Annotated in this window: 12 protein-coding genes, 1 tRNA gene and 3 pseudogenes; 7 read left to right on the top strand and 9 right to left on the bottom strand. The window is 43.6% G+C overall.

Annotation, left to right across the window (positions count from 1 at the left end; all coding sequences use genetic code 11):
* The first annotated feature begins 30 nt into the window (after positions 1-30).
* Positions 31-107 (top strand) — tRNA-Ile (locus ACN0T8_RS15295).
* A gap of 115 nt (positions 108-222) precedes the next feature.
* On the opposite strand, the gene ACN0T8_RS15290 is transcribed toward ACN0T8_RS15295, so the two are convergent.
* Complete coding sequence (locus ACN0T8_RS15290) at positions 223-507, bottom strand: hypothetical protein (protein WP_417761221.1); 285 nt, start codon at positions 505-507, stop codon at positions 223-225.
* A gap of 809 nt (positions 508-1,316) precedes the next feature.
* On the opposite strand from ACN0T8_RS15290, the gene ACN0T8_RS15285 reads away from it, so the two are divergent.
* Entirely contained in the window at positions 1,317-1,616 is a 300-nt protein-coding gene (locus ACN0T8_RS15285; protein WP_417761220.1) for a hypothetical protein, read from the top strand.
* A 146-nt stretch (positions 1,617-1,762) separates the two neighbouring features.
* Positions 1,763-1,981 (top strand): annotated as a pseudogene (locus ACN0T8_RS15280) (glutathione-dependent disulfide-bond oxidoreductase); the annotation flags it as partial.
* Positions 1,982-2,328: 347 nt separating this feature from the next.
* Here the strand turns inward: ACN0T8_RS15280 and ACN0T8_RS15275 are convergent.
* Positions 2,329-3,234, bottom strand: a complete 906-nt coding sequence (locus ACN0T8_RS15275; RefSeq protein WP_417761219.1) for a hypothetical protein — start codon at positions 3,232-3,234, stop codon at positions 2,329-2,331.
* Positions 3,235-3,440: 206 nt separating this feature from the next.
* On the opposite strand from ACN0T8_RS15275, the pseudogene ACN0T8_RS15270 reads away from it, so the two are divergent.
* Together ACN0T8_RS15270 and ACN0T8_RS15265 are read left to right on the top strand one after the other, a co-directional pair.
* A pseudogene (locus ACN0T8_RS15270) lies at positions 3,441-3,711 on the top strand (IS110 family transposase); the annotation flags it as partial.
* Positions 3,593-4,054, top strand: a complete 462-nt coding sequence (locus tag ACN0T8_RS15265; RefSeq protein ID WP_417881472.1) for a hypothetical protein — start codon at positions 3,593-3,595, stop codon at positions 4,052-4,054. The pseudogene ACN0T8_RS15270 and the gene ACN0T8_RS15265, both read left to right, overlap by 119 nt.
* A gap of 141 nt (positions 4,055-4,195) precedes the next feature.
* On the opposite strand, the gene ACN0T8_RS15260 is transcribed toward ACN0T8_RS15265, so the two are convergent.
* The 3 genes and pseudogenes from ACN0T8_RS15260 to ACN0T8_RS15250 all read right to left on the bottom strand — a co-directional run bounded on the left by ACN0T8_RS15260 (position 4,196) and on the right by ACN0T8_RS15250 (position 8,977).
* The gene (locus ACN0T8_RS15260) at positions 4,196-6,088 is read right to left on the bottom strand and encodes a methyl-accepting chemotaxis protein (RefSeq protein ID WP_417761217.1); all 1,893 of its coding nucleotides are present in this window, start codon (positions 6,086-6,088) and stop codon (positions 4,196-4,198) included.
* Between the two features lie 29 nt (positions 6,089-6,117).
* Positions 6,118-7,689 carry an EAL domain-containing protein gene (locus tag ACN0T8_RS15255; protein WP_417761216.1) on the bottom strand — a complete coding sequence of 524 codons (1,572 nt, stop codon included), beginning with the start codon at positions 7,687-7,689 and terminating at the stop codon, positions 6,118-6,120.
* A 212-nt stretch (positions 7,690-7,901) separates the two neighbouring features.
* Positions 7,902-8,977: pseudogene (locus tag ACN0T8_RS15250) on the bottom strand (IS3 family transposase).
* Positions 8,978-9,745: 768 nt separating this feature from the next.
* On the opposite strand from ACN0T8_RS15250, the gene ACN0T8_RS15245 reads away from it, so the two are divergent.
* A complete protein-coding gene (locus tag ACN0T8_RS15245) occupies positions 9,746-10,696 on the top strand; it encodes a TerC family protein (protein ID WP_133040660.1) in 951 nt (316 codons plus the stop codon).
* A 401-nt stretch (positions 10,697-11,097) separates the two neighbouring features.
* Here the strand turns inward: ACN0T8_RS15245 and hmpA are convergent, their stop codons facing one another.
* The gene (hmpA, locus tag ACN0T8_RS15240) at positions 11,098-12,282 is read right to left on the bottom strand and encodes an NO-inducible flavohemoprotein (RefSeq protein ID WP_275482501.1); all 1,185 of its coding nucleotides are present in this window, start codon (positions 12,280-12,282) and stop codon (positions 11,098-11,100) included.
* A 224-nt stretch (positions 12,283-12,506) separates the two neighbouring features.
* Here hmpA and norR point away from each other — a divergent pair, with 224 nt between their 5' ends.
* Complete coding sequence (gene norR / locus ACN0T8_RS15235) at positions 12,507-14,045, top strand: nitric oxide reductase transcriptional regulator NorR (RefSeq protein WP_275482502.1); 1,539 nt, start codon at positions 12,507-12,509, stop codon at positions 14,043-14,045.
* Positions 14,046-14,147: 102 nt separating this feature from the next.
* Here the strand turns inward: norR and ACN0T8_RS15230 are convergent, their stop codons facing one another.
* The 3 genes from ACN0T8_RS15230 to ACN0T8_RS15220 form a co-directional block, all read right to left on the bottom strand.
* Complete coding sequence (locus ACN0T8_RS15230; protein WP_417761347.1) at positions 14,148-15,503, bottom strand: ammonia-forming cytochrome c nitrite reductase subunit c552; 1,356 nt, start codon at positions 15,501-15,503, stop codon at positions 14,148-14,150.
* A gap of 47 nt (positions 15,504-15,550) precedes the next feature.
* A complete protein-coding gene (locus tag ACN0T8_RS15225) occupies positions 15,551-16,762 on the bottom strand; it encodes an NnrS family protein (RefSeq protein WP_417881471.1) in 1,212 nt (403 codons plus the stop codon).
* Positions 16,763-16,968: 206 nt separating this feature from the next.
* Complete coding sequence (locus tag ACN0T8_RS15220; protein ID WP_275482505.1) at positions 16,969-17,172, bottom strand: hypothetical protein; 204 nt, start codon at positions 17,170-17,172, stop codon at positions 16,969-16,971.
* Positions 17,173-17,538 lie beyond the last annotated feature (366 nt).

Here is a 17,538-nt window from a genome sequence, read left to right as displayed (position 1 = left end):
ACTCATTCCCCTATAATCGTGCAACAATTTGGCCCCATAGCTCAGTTGGTTAGAGCACACGACTCATAATCGTTAGGTCCACGGTTCAAGTCCGTGAGGGGCCACCATCAAATTCCTCAAAAGAGCCTGTTTTTACAGGCTTTTTTGTTTTTTGGCCCGAGTATCAAAAATGCAAAAAAATTAGCATTTTTTGCTGGTGCTACCTCTGTGCTACCGAAGAAACTAACACAGCGTCTCTTGGTACGCACTAAATTCAGTAAACTCAATACTCACCACAAAGCAACCTCCCCTCCTCTGCATTACTGGCATAGCAATGCCCTTGCGCAAAATCCAAAGCTGCCAGCAACGGCCAGAACGTACACGAAAAAGCTGATCAGTAGCGATTAACTCTTTTAGTGTTATTTCGTTATGCTTTGTCTTAGCTTTAGGCAAGAGGCTGTACTCAATCTCTGCTGCTTTATCAAAATACTGTTTGATGTTTTGTTCGCGTGTTGATGAAGTTTTCATTTTAGTGTCCTCGTTCAGTGGTAAAGCCAGAAACTCAGGCGCTATGCCTGAGGTGGTGTGCTTTACCGCTAACGACAGCGGCTCTACGAATGAACAATATGGTCAAGATGCTAAATCGCCCCGCTGTTTGGGGCGCAAAGCGGGGGGCCCCTTTGGGGTTCCGATTTAGCATTTGACGATATTGGAATGAGTGGAAATCAGTAATGTTAGGTTGGCAGCGCATACCAGTTCAGATAGACGGAGTCATCTACGGCTCCGCGCGTATAGGAACTACACGACTATCCTCTGAGGCTTCTGACGGTAAACCCAAAACGTCAGATGGATTACGTGCCTCTCGGGGCATCCCCGAATGCACCGTAGCTCGATGGCGCCCAGGTGTGGACCATTACTATCGATAATGAATCGCGGCATGCGCTGCCAGATTTGAATATCTCACAGAATGCAATAACTAAATGCTGAAAAGTCCCCCCGAATTTTCGGGAGGTTTTTTCTGAGCTGTTTTTGTTCGAGTCGTCCCTACCAGAATGGTGTAGGGACGACTCGCAGAGTCGCCGACACAGGCTATTGCTCGTGATGCCTGTGTACAGACCAGCACAGAAAAAATCTAAGGGACAGTAAAGGGACGGCTATTTTTCAAGCAATAACATGCGCAAGAAAAATATTTTAGATAAGAGGGGGAAAACGCATCGTTTTTAGCTACTTGTTATGCCAATACCTACCCTTTTGATTCGTACGACGCGAGATCCTGTTGACGGGATCATGACAATGTATCATGGTGGATTACAGTATCAGGCCGCGCTAGGAACAGAATGAAACTTTACGAAGAACAGCTAATTAGTATCGTTGTGGATCGAGTATGTGACGTCTGCGGTAGCAGTGTCATGATTGAGGTAAACGGTCAAAAGTATGAAGAAGTTGGTGAACTAAAAGCCCAATGGGGCTACGGCTCGAAGACTGACGGCACTGCATACCACTTAGATTTATGTGAAGATTGTTTCAGACACGCCATATCTTCACTACGGGAGCTTAGACGAAGCACCATTATGTTCGATAAAGATCAGGAATTCCCGCCCGAAGATTTCGGTATCGATAAATCTCGAACGTTATGATGATAGCAACGCATTTGTAAAACAGTTATGCCCCATTGTGAGTTACGCTCGCCCAAAAGCACTTAGCCATTAGAAATGATGTTGACCTAATTTGGCTAATGTCGTAAATGAGTGTTCTGCTCATGCTTCATATCGAAGCATATCTAATAAGGTGGTCTGCTCTAGTTGAGGAAAAGCATCAAGAAATCGCGGGTAATAGACCGACTGCTGGCGCGAGATATGATGAGAGCTTGCCAGTAGGAAACCACAAACTCCAACTCTATTCTCTAGCAACACCCAACGGGCAGAAAGTGGCCATCATGCTGGAAGAGTTGCTGGCATTAGGCGTGCGAGAAGCTGAATATGATGCCTTTCTAATCAAAATCATCAAGCGTGTTGGTGCTGCAATCAATGAACCTGATATCATGGCCGTAATGATGAACCCAGGTTCTTCATACCCATTGCCAGCGCGTTGGGTGAGATACGGCCGCCAGTTCGTGAGCAATTCGCCAGATTTAACGCGGCACTCGCCGGCTCGGACTGCTTCAACAGTACCCAAGCGCAGCAGGTTATCAATGCGCCGACGTAGGTCAGCAATAAGCGTGATGGCGTTCATGGTCAGGGCTGTAAATCAGTGAGGCAAGCAGTTAAGGGGGTGACTGGTTAGTTAAGAGGACTAATTGGATATAAAAAATCAGCGGACTTTTGCCGCTGATTTGTTTAGGTAAATTATCTATTGACCACCTTCACATGGTGGCAACGTTTCTGGAGATGTTTGTCCCGGTGGTCGGCAATCACGAATTACAACAGAACCGCCGGGAACGCCGGGAACATTGACCATATGAAGGCCATATTTCCATAAAAAGCGATCCATTTCTTGGTAGTAATGATTCCACTCGCCTTTAAGACCTATAGCTTCTGACTGCGAACGAGTAGGTGGAACTGTGTTATTCATCTTATCAATGACTTCAATGATTTTAATTCTGACGGTTTTTTCTGCATCATCAGCACCATTGATTAATTGAATTTCTATAACAATCTTACCACCATCAGCCAATGGTATAGTGTAAGGACCATTGATATCGCCACTTATTACATTGATCCAGCGAAGAATATTTTTTACTTCCATCGTAGTGGTTTTAAAGTTGCCAGTACGATTCAAATAATCTTCAATATCATTTTCACAATATGAACAGCCAACCCATTCCCATGAGCCCCCCATAACTTCAGTAGGGATAGTTATAGAAGCAGCTTCTTGGGATAACTGTCTATATTTATTGAATAGTGATACAGCCTTCTCGTTAAATTCACTACTAGTGTTGATTGGGTAGTACCGAGGGACATAATCATAAGTAGGAGGGTTTAAGTAAGGTAAATAGATCATTTGCTTAGCCATGCTATATGACGTAACAGTACTTCGATCCATATCAATAATATGTAATATCTTAGTGATATTGTGCTTGCTGTCATTAGGGCTTACATATTGTGTAGTCATGCTGGCTGCAAGTAAATTCATATCCTTAGGTGAACAACTATTACATATTGCAGAGTATTCATTGGTGTCATCTACTGCAGAATAACCAATGTTGGGGATTAAAATTAATACCCCTAATGTTAATAATCGATTAACTTTGATCATAAAAAATCCATTTATATTGAATAGTCGTTATCGACGAGGAGAACTATATATGCTTTTTTATTATATAAAAACTAGACTTAGTATTAATTTAAATTAGTGTAATTTACTAATTTTTGTATTTTATGGGCTTTGATGTGATGGACGCACCTCCTTTCTAGCGTCGCTGTACCAAACTTTAGGTACAAGTCAGAGCAGGAGTAAGTAACATGTCTATCAAGGTTGTTGGTATTGATTTAGCCAAAAATTCTTTTCAAGTATGCGTATTAAGTATCTCTGGGGCGATTTTATCCAATCGGAAAGTCTCTACTTGATACCATCCGTCAATTGCCTGAAAAGACGACTATTGCCATGGAGTCGTGTGCAACATCGCATCACTGGGGAAGAATCTTCCAAGAACTGGGGTTTAAGGTTGCCCTCATCCCCACACAACATGTTAAACCATTCGTTGGAAGGCAAAAGAATGATGCAAACGATGCGAGCAGGGGTATCCGTTGGTGAAAATGCAATAGAAGATGATGGCTCAATTGATAGTGGCTATTCTATCATGGGGATCTATGTTTTGGTGGGTATGTATAGTAAGTTTCAAATAAGTGACAAAATTTGGCTAAATTACAACCCATTCTGGTTGACCACTATTTCTGGTTCAGAAACTTATAAAGACAATTATTATGGTTTAGGGCATAGTCATATTCTCACGCACGAACTTGCTCTTAGTTATCAGATCAGTCCAAGACTTAACGTGCGATACTTTGCGAACTTTAACGAACATGTAGATTTTATGGATGGAGATCAACGTGTTGAGTTTAATTACCAATTTTGAGATTCATCGTGCTAGATGTGCAGGAAACTGTGAGATCAGGTTACAGTTAAGCCAATACATATGGAACCTCGTTAGCTTCATCTAGGCAATAGTGATTAATGCAGCCCCAACCGATGAGCAGATGCAGGCTGCATTTCTTTTTTACAGTTTAAATCGCCTCACTTCACTTTGTAGTGCATTCGCCAGTTCTGATAACTGTTGAGCTTTAGCTGTTGCCACTTCAGCTTCATTAGACAGTCCAGTTGATACTTCCCGAATAGCTTCAGTGTTACGGTTGATTTCGCTTGTGACTGAGGTTTGCTCTTCAGCCGCAGTTGCTATTTGCGTCGCCATCTCGGAAATTTGGGTAATAGCACTATTAATTTGTTGCAGACTAGCGCTTGCGATTTCAACGTCATCAACACTGGTTTCAGCCATTTTATGGCTGTACTCCATTGATGAAACGGCTTTAGCCGCAGTGTGCTGAAGCGTTTCTATCATCACCTGAATCTCTTGAGTCGAGGCATGAGTACGCTGTGATAGCACTCGGACTTCATCCGCAACAACAGCAAATCCACGGCCTTGTTCTCCGGCGCGTGCAGCTTCAATTGCTGCATTCAATGCTAACAGGTTGGTTTGTTCCGCGATGCCGCTAATGGCCAGCAAAATACCATTAATTTTCTGCGAATGGTCGTTGAGCTCACCAATGATATGTCCAGCATTTTCCACTTCAGTGGCTAAGTTGCGAATAGATGATTGGCTTTTTTCCACCTGCTGATGACCACCTATTGCTAGTTTTACCGCTTCTTGTGAAGTTTGCGCGGTAAGCTCCGCATTACTAGCAATTTCTTCTGTGGCACTCGCCATTTCGGTTACAGCTGTGGCTACCATAGTAATTTCATCTTGCTGTATCGCAATATGTTGCTGGTTTTGCTCGGCTGCTCGCTGGGTATCATCCGACTGTCTACCGAGTTTGTCCGCGATATCTCCCATACGGCTAATAAGTCCATGGAGGTTAGTAACGAATTGGTTAAACCCTCCGGCGAGCACACCAATTTCATCATGAGAATTTTTAGTTTGGATACGAACGGTAAGGTCACCTTCACCTTTAGAAATATCATTGAGAGCTTGTGACACGCGCTCTAAGTCTGCAAATTGCATCTTAAAAACGGCTAAAAGCATTAACGCAAATAGTATTAAGAACCCAACACCTGAAATCGACATCCACCATGCTAGGGATGTCGCTTCTGACATTATGCTCGCTTTATCCAATACGAAAAGTAACCGCCAGTCAGAATTCGGAACACTAGCAACGTAGAATAATTTAGGGCTTCCTTCAAAGTTAAACTCTGTCAACGTCGTTGCCGCAGCTCGCTCTCGCAACCAGCCATCCGTAAACTGACTAGCTAAGCTGGATACGGACTTATCGTTCATCTGGCTATTAGGATGGCTGATAATAACGCCATTGGTTTGCAGTAAAATTCCGTAACCATCCCCGGGTAAAATGAGCTTTCTGACTGAGCTTGTCAGGGTATCAATTGCCACATTGGCTGCCGCAGCACCAGCAAACTGTCCATTTTTCTGCACGGGTTGAGATAGTGTAATCACCAGCTTTTTCATCGTTGCGCTAACATATGGCGCAGAAACAAAAAATTGCCCAGTTTCTTTGGCGCCTTTATACCAGCTTCTAACTCGAGGGTCATACCCATCAACGTGTAGAGATGGGTCCTGCCTATACATATTGCCTTGCTCATCACCGTAATAAGTTAGCCCAAAGCCCATCGCGTTATGCAATTCGAGTAAATATGGCGTGACCTCTACATCCGGATTCGACTGAATGGTTGCACCTAATGAGGCAACTGCATTTTGCCTATCTTGCAGCCATGTCCCCATGCCATTAGCAAAGGTATCGATAAGCGTTCTAACTTCCCGCTCAGTACTATGCATAGCGTTAGTTCGAATGAAATACGAAGACATAGCAACCAGCAGAACAATCGTCAAAAAAACGGACAACATACTTGCTGCTAACAATCGCATTTTAAGGGTGGTTTTCATGTTCTAGTCCTTACGTTGACGAAGTTTATTTACTGAAATGAGTGTTCTGATGCTGCAATTAACGATTGTAGGTACATTTTCTGAATAGCATTCATCGAGGTCGGAGCGATGTATTTTTCAATGAATTCTTCTATTGGTAGTGGCTTATCAAAAAAGTATCCTTGATAGCGTTCAATCTTCATGTTTTTCAAATAGGTGAATTGAACGTCATTTTCGACACCTTCAGCCAGCAGTGGCACATCAAGGCTACGAGCAAGGTTGATGATATTGTCCAGTATTTTGGTTTTACCACTGTCAATAGTCGCCACATACATCATATCGATTTTAATCATATCCACTTGAGTGTTAAGCAGATACTTTAATGAGCAATGACCAGTCCCGTAGTCGTCAAGAGCGACGAGTACATCTTGTTCTCTCAGTGAACGAATGGCAGCTATGTATTTCTCATTACAGGAAAATTCTTGACGCTCAGTCAATTCAATAACTAATTTAACAGGATTCTTTGCAACTTTTTTTTGAAAGTTTTGAATATCGGAGACAAGCACTTCCGTATCAAACTGTATGGGGCATACGTTAAAACCGAGCCGAAAATCCCGTGCCCTTGCAGGCATATCAACTTTCGCGAATGCGGTTGCGCATTTATCCATGAGTACGGAAGTAATGCCCACGATTTGACCGTTTTCTTCTACTCGGTTAATAAAATGGAGCGGTGAAATAACGCCTCTTTTAGGATGGTGCCACCTCACTAATACTTCGCCACCAGTCACTTCGCCTGACTTATTAACAACAGGCTGAATATAAGGATGAAACTGCTTGAGTTTGATGGCACGTCTTACACGCCAATAGTTGAGATTAAATTGGTACATATGGTGCACTAGACTTTTTGCACTAACGAATATGATAAAGGTCCAAATGAGTGAAATAACACCATAGTGTTCAACTGAATATTTTAAAACATCTTCAATCCGATAGTTACTGCCAACAGCAAATAATTCACCTTCACCTAAATTATTATTCTCTTGGGTTACATTCCCATTTGAATAAAGGGTGGCATTTCCAAACTTGACAAATGTTGTTGCAAACTCGGCGCTGCCTAGAATTTTGTACAGTGATTCAGGATAAATGGCGACATAAAGACCATAGTAATTGTCCAGTTCAAAATGTAATGCTAAAACACTTTGGCGATTTTTAGGAAATAAGTCAGAAAATGGCGTTTTTTCAACATATTTTAGTTCGATATACCTACCTGAAGGCTGCCAATTATCAATCTGTTTGAGAACCGGTCCCATGATCGAACTGCACATGATCACCCCTCCGTGCGTGGCACTGACAGCACGAATATAAGGTGATGCAAGTAAAAGTGGTTGGGATTCGTACAAGAAACGTTCACAATTTTTCATTGGGAGATAACGAACGAACTTTCTGTCATAAAAATCGGTAATTTCGGCAATTCCCATATGGATTTGGTCATAAATCCATGTAATGCGTGATTCTGTCGTTTGTTGCAGACGAGAATAACCGTAGAGAATTTGACCTGCCAAGCCGAACAAGTAAATCAATAATATCAGTGAGTAGCGAAGCAGTTTATCTTTTTGGGTCATAAGGTCATCCGAAAGATATCGACATAAATAAGTATAGAAAATCCACAGGCACATGCATTTTATTATCAATTTAACGATTGGCGGATATTAGAATGTTATCGGCAGCTTTCTACCATTTGATGTTTCCCCTTAGAGGTTTTAAGTAAGGTCGTAGGGCGCAGATTCTGTGTCACGGTAATCCTCCCATTTTTAACCGTAGTTAAAAGTAGAGATTAAGCAGCCATCAAAGGTGGCTTTCCTCCATTGGCTTTGTGTGGCCGTTCATGATTATAGAACCATAGCCATTTAGTGGCGTAGTCCTGAACGTCTTCAAGCGTATCAAATAAATGTTTACTGACCCAACTGTATCTCATCGTTCGGTTATGTCGTTCGATGTAAGCATTTTGCTGAGGCTTGCCAGGTTGAATGTAATCAATTCTGATCCCATGCTTTTTCGCCCATTCTGTAAATTCGTGACTGATGAACTCTGGCCCATTGTCACAACGGATCGCCTTCGGTGTTGTTCGCCATTCAAGGAGTTGGTTGAGCGTCCGAATTACCCGCACCGCGGGTAGCGAGAACCCGGCTTCTATCGCAAGACCTTCTCGTTTAAAGTCATCAATGACATTAAATAACCGATAGCTTCGACCATCTGCTAACTGGTCATGCATAAAATCTATCGACCAAACTTGGTTCGGTTTAGTTGGCTCTTTCAGTGGCTCTGGTGCGTTTCGTTTTAATCTTCTGCGGGGCTTTATCCGCAGATTTAACGCCAAATCGCAGTAAATTCGATATACACGCTTGTGATTCCAACCAAAACCTTTGACGTTGCGGAGGTAATGAAAGCACTGCCCAAAGCCCCAATCGGTTTCTTTCTCGGTTAACTCAACAAGTAAATCCGCGATCTGCGCATTTTCATCATCGTTAACCGGTTGATATCAGTAACAGGTTTCACTGATAAAAAATGCAGCACAGGCCAAGCGAATAGTCACTTGACGATTGGCAACTGCATGTTGCGCCATCGCTTTACGTTGCGACGGCTTTACCACTTTTTTGCCATCGCTTCCTGAATGATTTCGGCTTTTAAACGCTCTTCGGCATACATTTTTTTAAGACGAGCATTTTCAGCTTCAAGCTCTCTTAGTCGGGCCATGAGTGATGCGTCCATGCCTCCGAATTTAGCCCGCCATTTGTAAAACGTCGCAGAGCTCATGCCATGTTCGCGACACAGTTCTGGAACTGGTGCTCCGGCTTCAGCTTGTTTAAGGATCGACATGATTTGGCTGTCGGTGAATTTTGATGTTTTCATAAAGAATCTCCTGCGCATATCGTACGAGAAAATTCTACTGTTGACGTCAGTTAATTTAAGGGGGGATTACCTCACAGCGCAAGAAGTAACAGCAGTTTTCATTAGCTCTAGTTGACCAAGTATCAGTAATCATACAGAGTGTTGGCAATTAGAGTCGGCCACAGGGAGTGATGCCAATGTATCGGCAATGTTTTCAATGCCATCAGAGTCTACCTTTTCAGATTACAAATGAAGAAATCCAATGCCCTTTGTGTGGCGCAGTAAATGAGAAAGAAATGCTGAAACATCTTGTCGGCAATAGTTGGTCAGTAAAACGTGAAGCGGATGCTGGCGGCGTTGGAGTAAGTTTTTGCGATGGTGGAAGCGGTGATGGCGGCACTGGCTGCTAGTAGTTTAATATACCATATTGTGCGTTACAGAGCTGTCGCACAGACAGGCTAAGTAATACCCGCTAGTCAAATTTTAGTAATGCGGCGAAAAGGGGACTGTGCCAGTGACAGCACTCGTATTCGCGAGTTGACCTTACCAAAATAATCCTAAACTTGATTGACTCGTTTTTTGGCACATTATAGATTTAGTCCTGCAAAGGGGAGTAACTTCATTGTCGGTAGATCGTCATCACGATGCTTAAAGCATCCGGTCTCCGAGCAGCCTGTTTAGTTAGGTTGTAAGTGAGACCTTGCCGGAAGGCGAGGTCTATTGCTGCTCAAAAATCAATGGCTGACACTTTCTGTGTTGGCCATTTTGTTTTTAAGGAGTAGCTATTTTATGACGACAATCGGAACACCAATGCTCTGGGGCTTTTTTGCGCTCATAGTTTTTACGATGCTTGCTATTGATTTGATGATTCAAGGCCGCAGAGACGAATATGGCATGTCTGTTAAACAGGCTGCTGCCTGGTCGATCATTTGGGTATCAATATCATTAACGTTCAACGCCGGTCTTTGGTGGTATTTAGCTAATACTACTGGGCGTGAAGTAGCGACAGAGCAGTCTGTCGCATTTTTAACCGGGTATTTGATTGAAAAGGCCTTGGCCGTGGATAACCTGTTTGTCTGGCTAATGCTGTTTAACTATTTTGCAGTTCCACCGTCCTTACAGCGCCGAGTGTTAGTTTATGGCGTGTTAGGCGCTATTATATTACGGACATTAATGATCTTCGGGGGCAGTTGGTTAATTGCCCAATTTGACTGGCTATTGTATGTATTCGGTGCCTTTTTAGTTTTTACCGGGATCAAAATGTTTTTCGGTGGTGATGAACAAGCCAATACCGCTGATAATCCACTAATCAAATGGTTACAACGACGCCTACGGGTCACTAACACACTAGAAAATGAACATTTCTTAGTGAAACATAATGGTCTTTGGTACGCCACACCGTTGTTTTTGACTTTGGTGATGGTTGAACTGAGTGATGTCATTTTTGCCCTTGATAGCATTCCAGCGATTTTTGCTGTCACAACAGATCCTTTTATTGTACTAACCTCCAACTTATTCGCGATTCTAGGTCTGAGGGCGATGTATTTCTTGTTAGTCGGTATGGCAGAAAAGTTCGCGTTGCTTAAATATGGGCTTGCTGCCATTTTACTGTTCATCGGGCTAAAGATGACAATGGTTGATTTCATTCATATACCCGTTGCGATTTCGCTTGGTGTCGTTGCACTGATCCTTGTCACAACGTTGGTTGCTAGTGTATGGATTAATCGCAAAAATCATTAACTACTGTGATGCAACCGGGGCAAAAATTAAGTCGATATACTTTTGCCCCATTCCTTGTTTCGGCGTCGTTCGCTGATAGCTATCGAGTCATGGTTGATGACCAAATTTTTGTAATGCTACAGAGGTGGCTACTTTGACTGTGGCAATTCAGTCGCTAGCAGAGTGTGAGGAGCTGTATTTTGAGGATTTCGAAAGTATCTAATTTTCTCGGGCCTTACCAGATTGACCGAATTTTAGTAATGCTACAAAGTGACTAGTTGATAAATGGCGATTCACCGTGGCAAGCCCGTTCGACTCGAATACAAAAAGACGCCCAACTAATTTAGTTAAGCGTCTTGTTATGTTTGAGCTGCTTTATAATGTTAAAAAGGGACTGCTCATGCTCCCTTTGGCTAAATGGTTTATACGCCGCCAGAACCAAAAGCTTCCGCGAAAATTTGCGTTTCTGGTACACCGTGGGCTTTTAACTCTGAAAGATAATGACGCATAAACGCAGCAGGACCGCACAGGTAATACTCTGCATCATGTGGTGCTTCAGGTAGGACATCGGTTAACGCAAATGGTGCGGGGCGGGCATGTTGATCCTGTGCGTCAGTTTGATCATAGAAGTAATGTACTTTTGCCCCGTTTTCGGCCAATGAATCGCTGACGTCTCTAAACGCATGTACATGACGGTTACGCGCTGAATGTACGAAATGGATATCACGCTTACCTTGTTGTGCCAACGTACGACTAATAGCAATCATTGGTGTAATACCGACACCTCCGCTGAGCAATACTACCGGACGTTCGGAAGATTGTTGTAGGACGAATTCGCCTGCTGGCGCAGATAACTCAACAATCTGCCCCACATCATATTGGCTGTGCAGCAGATTGGAAACTTTGCCTTCGGGTGAGGTTTCTCCGGCACCTTGGCGTTTAACTGAAATACGCAGTGCACTACCACCGGCAATGTCTGACAAGCTGTATTGGCGAGGTTGGAAAATCCCTAACTCTTCAACATATACTCGGACGCTAATATACTGGCCGGGTTGATAGTTCGGCAGACGGCCTCCATCAATAGGTTGCAGATAGAAAGATGTTATTTCGTCACTTTCAGGCTGTTTGCGCACGATACGGAAGGGTTTCCAGCCACTCCAACCACCAGTGTTATCAACACTTTGCTGATAAAGCGTATTTTCCAACCCAATAAACAATTGTGCTAATTCGCCATAGGCTGCCGCCCAAGCATCAATCAATTCGGCGGAGGCCGCGTCGCCGAGGACTTCTTGAATACTGGCCAATAAATGTTTGCCAACAATCGCATAGTGCTCAGCGCGAATACCTAAGCTCACATGTTTATGGGCAATACGTTCGACCACAGGGAGTAATACTGAGGGATCATCGATATGTTGAGCGTAGGCTAGCACGGCACCTGCCAGTGCTTGTTGTTGACGACCGGCGCTCTGATGCCCCTGATTGAAGATGTGTTTTAGTTCGGGATTATGGCTTAGCATCCGTTGATAGAAATGGCTTGTTAAGGCGACACCGCTGCTTTGTAATACTGGTATTGTCGCGCGAACCAAAGCTTTTTGCTGTTCATTCATAAACTTCAACTCCTGAAAATGAAAATGCAATCACCGAGATGTGATGCCAAAGCAGTGACGTCGTTACGGGGTAATTCATACTGAGGCGTTCACTGTTCTGCTTGGTCTATATCAAACGACGTGCCAAGTGTTAATTAGTTGAAATATATAGAAATGAATATTTTTATATGGTGAATTTTACCCTATAATTACGGGTATAATTTACCATTGGGGTAAAATAAACCATGTTATTCCCATTAGATTTTGGTGACTTAAAGCACGAGTTGTCACCGCCGGTTCGCTTACAGCGTTTCGTTGATCAGGTTCAACAGTTGTTAGACTGTAACGCGGTCGGACTGCTACAACTTGATGGCGACATTCTGAAACCTGTGGCGCTCGCAGGTTTAGTGACTACAACCAGTGGACGCCGTTTTGCAGTGGCTCATCATCCACGGTTGTCGGCCATTTTATCGCAACGCAAACTAGTACATTTTGCTCCCGACAGTGCTTTACCAGATCCCTATGATGGATTGTTAGCTACGCAGCAAGGAGTGCCGCTGCCGGTACATGACTGTATGGGCATTAGTTTATGGCCCGATGGTAAATGTTGGGGGGTGTTAACGCTTGACTCCCTGTATAAAGGCCATTTTAGCGCCGAGCAGATAGCGTTCATACCGCAACTTGCGGTGTATTGTGAAACCATCCTAAGAGTTAATCGACTTGAAAGTGAAATGCGGGCATTACGACAGTTTGATGAGCAACTGAAACAGGACAATGGTAGCATTTCCGCTAGTCAAGAGCTGATTGGGCAGCATCCACAGGTACAAAACTTATTGAAAGAGCTAGATGTTGTGGCGACTTCAGATCTACCTGTATTACTCCAAGGGGAAACGGGCGTTGGTAAAGAGCTATTTGCCTGGCGCTTACATCAGCGTTCCCAGCGTAAAGTTGCTCCAATGATCCACGTCAATTGTGCTGCTCTGCCGGAAACATTGGTTGAAAGTGAGTTGTTCGGCCATGTCAAAGGTGCATTTTCTGGGGCCGCATCAGAACGTGCTGGTCGCGTGGAATCTGCCGATGGTGGCACGTTGTTTCTTGATGAAATAGGTGAGCTGCCGTTGACCGTTCAAGCCAAGCTATTGAGAACACTACAAAACGGTGAAATCCAGCGCTTAGGCGCAGATAAACCAATAAAAGTAGATGTGCGTATTGTTGCCGCCACGAACCGGGACTTGGCAGAGATGGTCAAACGAGGAGATTTTCGTGCCGATTTATACCATCGCCTGTCCGTGTATCCGGTGGTCATTCCGCCACTAAGAGAACGCGGAGATGATATCCTGTTGTTAGCGGGTTATTTTGTGGAATTGAATCGTAGTCGCTTCAGTTTTCGCAGTTTACGTTTGGCACCTGCGACGGAGCAGTTGTTGCAGCGCTATCCATGGCCTGGGAATGTACGTGAGCTAGAACATGTTATCAGTCGAGCAGCTTTGCGTACTGTAAGTCAAGGTGCCAATAAGACCGAAATTGTGACCATTGAACCGCGTCATTTGGATCAAGAATTGCTTACGTATCCTCGTGATTTTAGTCAAGCTCTCGATAGCACGTCGCCTGAACCGTCAGTGCTCTCTGGACGTTCATTAAAGGACAGTATCGAAGATTTCCAACGTCAGTTTATCCAACAGACTTTGGCAGCAACACAAGATAATTGGGCGGAAGCAGCCCGTTTATTAAAGCTTGACCCTAGCAATTTACATAAGCTCGCGAGGCGGCTTGGACTGAAATGACATTTTTAAACATAATCAGTGTTAAAAAGTTGCAGAGGCATGAAGAAAATCCAGCTTATTCCCCATCCCTAAATATCAGGATGGGGAATATCATGCAGTTAGTTAGTAACCGCGCTGGGCAACCGGATCCCAGTGCTTATTGATTTCTTCCTCAATGAACGCCTTTTTCTCACGGACTAATTCTGCTTCATCTATCCCCACGGCTTGTTGGGCTTTGGCTTTGCTACTGATGTCGGGATAATAGACATGCTCGACTTTGAGTTGCTTCAATATTTTTGACAAAGAGCTACGTGCGCTCTTTGCCTGTTCGATAGCTTTATTGAGCAGCTGTCTACCTTCCTCTGGGTTATGAGCGTAAATTCCGTGTGATGACATGGCAAAATCCCAGCGCCATTGGCTGTGACGAATGTCCATTATGGCGTCATTCATCTGTTCCCAATTCGCGCCGGCGACCCATGCGGCTTTGGCCTCATAGTGCGCCTTAACCAGTAGTTCTTCTACGTCTTTTGCCATAGCATTTATCTCGTGCTTCAAGTTCGTAAGGCGTTGCTTCATTTTTTCTTGGCTGCTATGACAGCCTTTGCAACTGCTCTTAAAGTAGGGCATGGCCTTATCAACTTTATGGTTAGTAAATGCTTTACCATTTTCATCGATTGCTTCAGGCATGTGACAGGTGACGCAGGTTACACCAAGTTCCGCATGTTTACTGCGATTCCAGTGTTCATACTCTGGATGACGAGCTTTAAGCATTGGCGTTTTTGAAATCGGATGGATCCACTCATAGAATCGACGAGTGTCGTAATATTTTTCTATGTCATCAGCGGAATTACCAAAGATCCAAGGGATGTTAACAACATTGCTCTTTTCTGGGCGAAAATAATAAGTAACGTGGCATTGCCCGCAGACTTGAGCACCTTGAACTGTGGCACTTTGCTGTTCAAAGGGTTGATGGATTTTGGCCATCGCGTCACGGGCGTGAGGGCGCGGCAACGTTAGCTTTTCTGAGCCAGATTCATGACAGTCACTGCAATACACCACATTTTTTATTTCAGAGCCTAAATCGGTAAAGTTTTTCGCTGCATAACCTTCAAAGCCAAGTTCGCCTATCAGGCGTGGCGCATCCGGAGTTTTACATGTCCAGCAACTCGCAGATAGCCCTTTCTCTCCTGCCTTTGGCGCAACGCCGGTTCGGAGTGTATGACTCACGTCGGCTACAGCAAATTGATGGCCACGAGGTGTGTGGTATTCCTTGGCGTACGAAGACCCTGCCCAAAGAATGACATTTCGCGGGTTGTTTGCTAGTACATCTTCTCGCTCTGATTGCTCCTGCGTTGCTTCCCACGTTTTGTACTGCTTTGGGTAGGATTTAGCTATATCAGTTGTTCCATCGGTTGCAACAGCATTGCCGGAGGCACCAAGCAAAATGAATAACCACAGTTTTAGGTTCAGAGGCGACATTATTTTCATAGATGGTCTCACGTTCAATTTATCCAAAGTGTTTTGCATCATCCTGGACGTCCATCAACTCTTGGACGCGTTAAAATCTTGGTGTAGTAGTACACAAAAATGGCAAATGAACCAAACCAGAACACTGCTGCAAACCATAGCCAAAGGTGGGTTTGGCTGGGAAAGTAAATCGGCATGATGGCTCTAAAAATTGCAGCCAAAGGCAGACAGATAAATGCGATTCGCATGTTGGGTCCTTGGTAGATATTGCGCCCAGTGTGGCCGAGTGAAACTCGCGAAATCATTGATAGGCAAAGCATTGCCATGCCGCCAATTGCGAATAAGTGTAGCAGACAGCGATAAGCAAATTCGTCGTTAAAATACCAGCTCATCATCAGTAAGCTTATTGGCAACGTAAAATAAGCAATGTGTAAGGACCAAAGCAGTGGTTCCCTGAAAGATTTTAGCGGCATCCAGCGAGAAGCTCTGATCAGGTGGAGTACACCCGCAATGAATAGCAGCACTTGGATAAATGCACTTGGTAATAGCTCGAATAATGCTTGTAAAACCAGCGTGAGCATGATCAGTAATAACGGATATTCTACCCAAGGTAATGCGGGTTGCTTGATTGCATTCAATCTCATTGCAGTAAAGAAGCCAATCACTCGACCGCCAACAATCGTGATCAGTAACGAAAGCCACCAAAGCATCGACTGCCAAATTTGGTGTGCCAGAATAAAATCACGGACATACAATGAATAGTAACTGAGAATATTGATACATAATGCGACAATAATCATCAGTGGAAATCCAATATTGCGCCACTGTTTTACCTTATAAATACTCCTCCATAAGGTGGAGCCAACTATTCCTAAAAATAGTATGTCGAATACGGCGGGCAGAATAATGGGGAGCGGTGTAGGGATGAGCAAGCTCAAGCGTGCCAACGCCCAACAAGAAAATGTTAGCGCTAATGGCCAATTTTTAAGAGATGGCTGATTTGTCCAGTTTTGTACTGCTGTCAGCAAAAATCCTGACACAATTGCCATGGCAAATCCGAATAGCAATTCGTGAGGGTGCCACCACAACGGTAGGATTGGCGACCAGAATGTATCTTCAAATAAGGAGTATGCTGGTAGGAGCCAAGTTAACACCCACAAAGGGATGTAGAGAGCAGCAATAATCGCCCCACCAAGAAAAAAGGGCCGAAAACCTAAGCGCCAAATGGCCGGTGTTTTAGCAACTTTGCTTGGATCATCAATATTCAACATGTTCAGTTACTGCCAAAGCCATAAGGTGTATATATTATGCAGTTTATCGCTTTGGCATCACCATACCAAATCTAGGCTCCAATTTTGGTATCAACATCTCACTTTGATACATCCATTGAGATTTGGGTTATTTCTATTGATCCTGCGAATACTCCAGATGACCTTTGGCTCCTAGGGAACAATTTGTACTACTCAAAATACTCTCGTCAATTAATTATGTTTGTGTTTAGCCAAGGAAAATGTTCGCGAAATATCATTAGCTCGCTTTGGATAATTTCTTTTTCAACTTTGATTTCAAGTTGTCCAAGTTCATAAACGTAGCTGTTGGAGTGCCATGTGCGGACGTAGTCGAAAAGTGCATCCATACAAACTGGTGCTTCCTGCGGAATAGTTAACGCTAATGTCTTCATAACGTTTTCTCCGTCACGGAAATATCACAAAATTTTAAATTCTTGTATCATAAATGTAAGGATTGTGTGTTTTTGATACAAGGTTTTTTGGCTTTAATAAGTAAATTTATCTCTTTGTGGGTACAGCGTGAGGACTACAAAGTGGTGTGTTTTAAACAGCATAATTTCAGTAGTTACAAGTCGCCACTTGATATGAGACGGCCCTTACTCATTTTCCTAATGCTACAAGTGACTTAATGTAGAGGGAGTAATGCAAAGTACCAGTTTAACCGGGTGTTAATCCATAGAAATTTTTATCCGAAACAGATGCGTTAGAGTTAAGGACCTAACACGAAAATGTCCAAAAATGAGTTTCAAGTAATGTTT

This window comes from Vibrio sp. (assembly GCF_048266485.1).
Classification (GTDB): Bacteria; Pseudomonadota; Gammaproteobacteria; order Enterobacterales; family Vibrionaceae; genus Vibrio.
The sequence above is the reverse complement of the archived record's forward strand: the minus strand, read 5'-3'. Positions and strand labels throughout refer to the sequence as shown.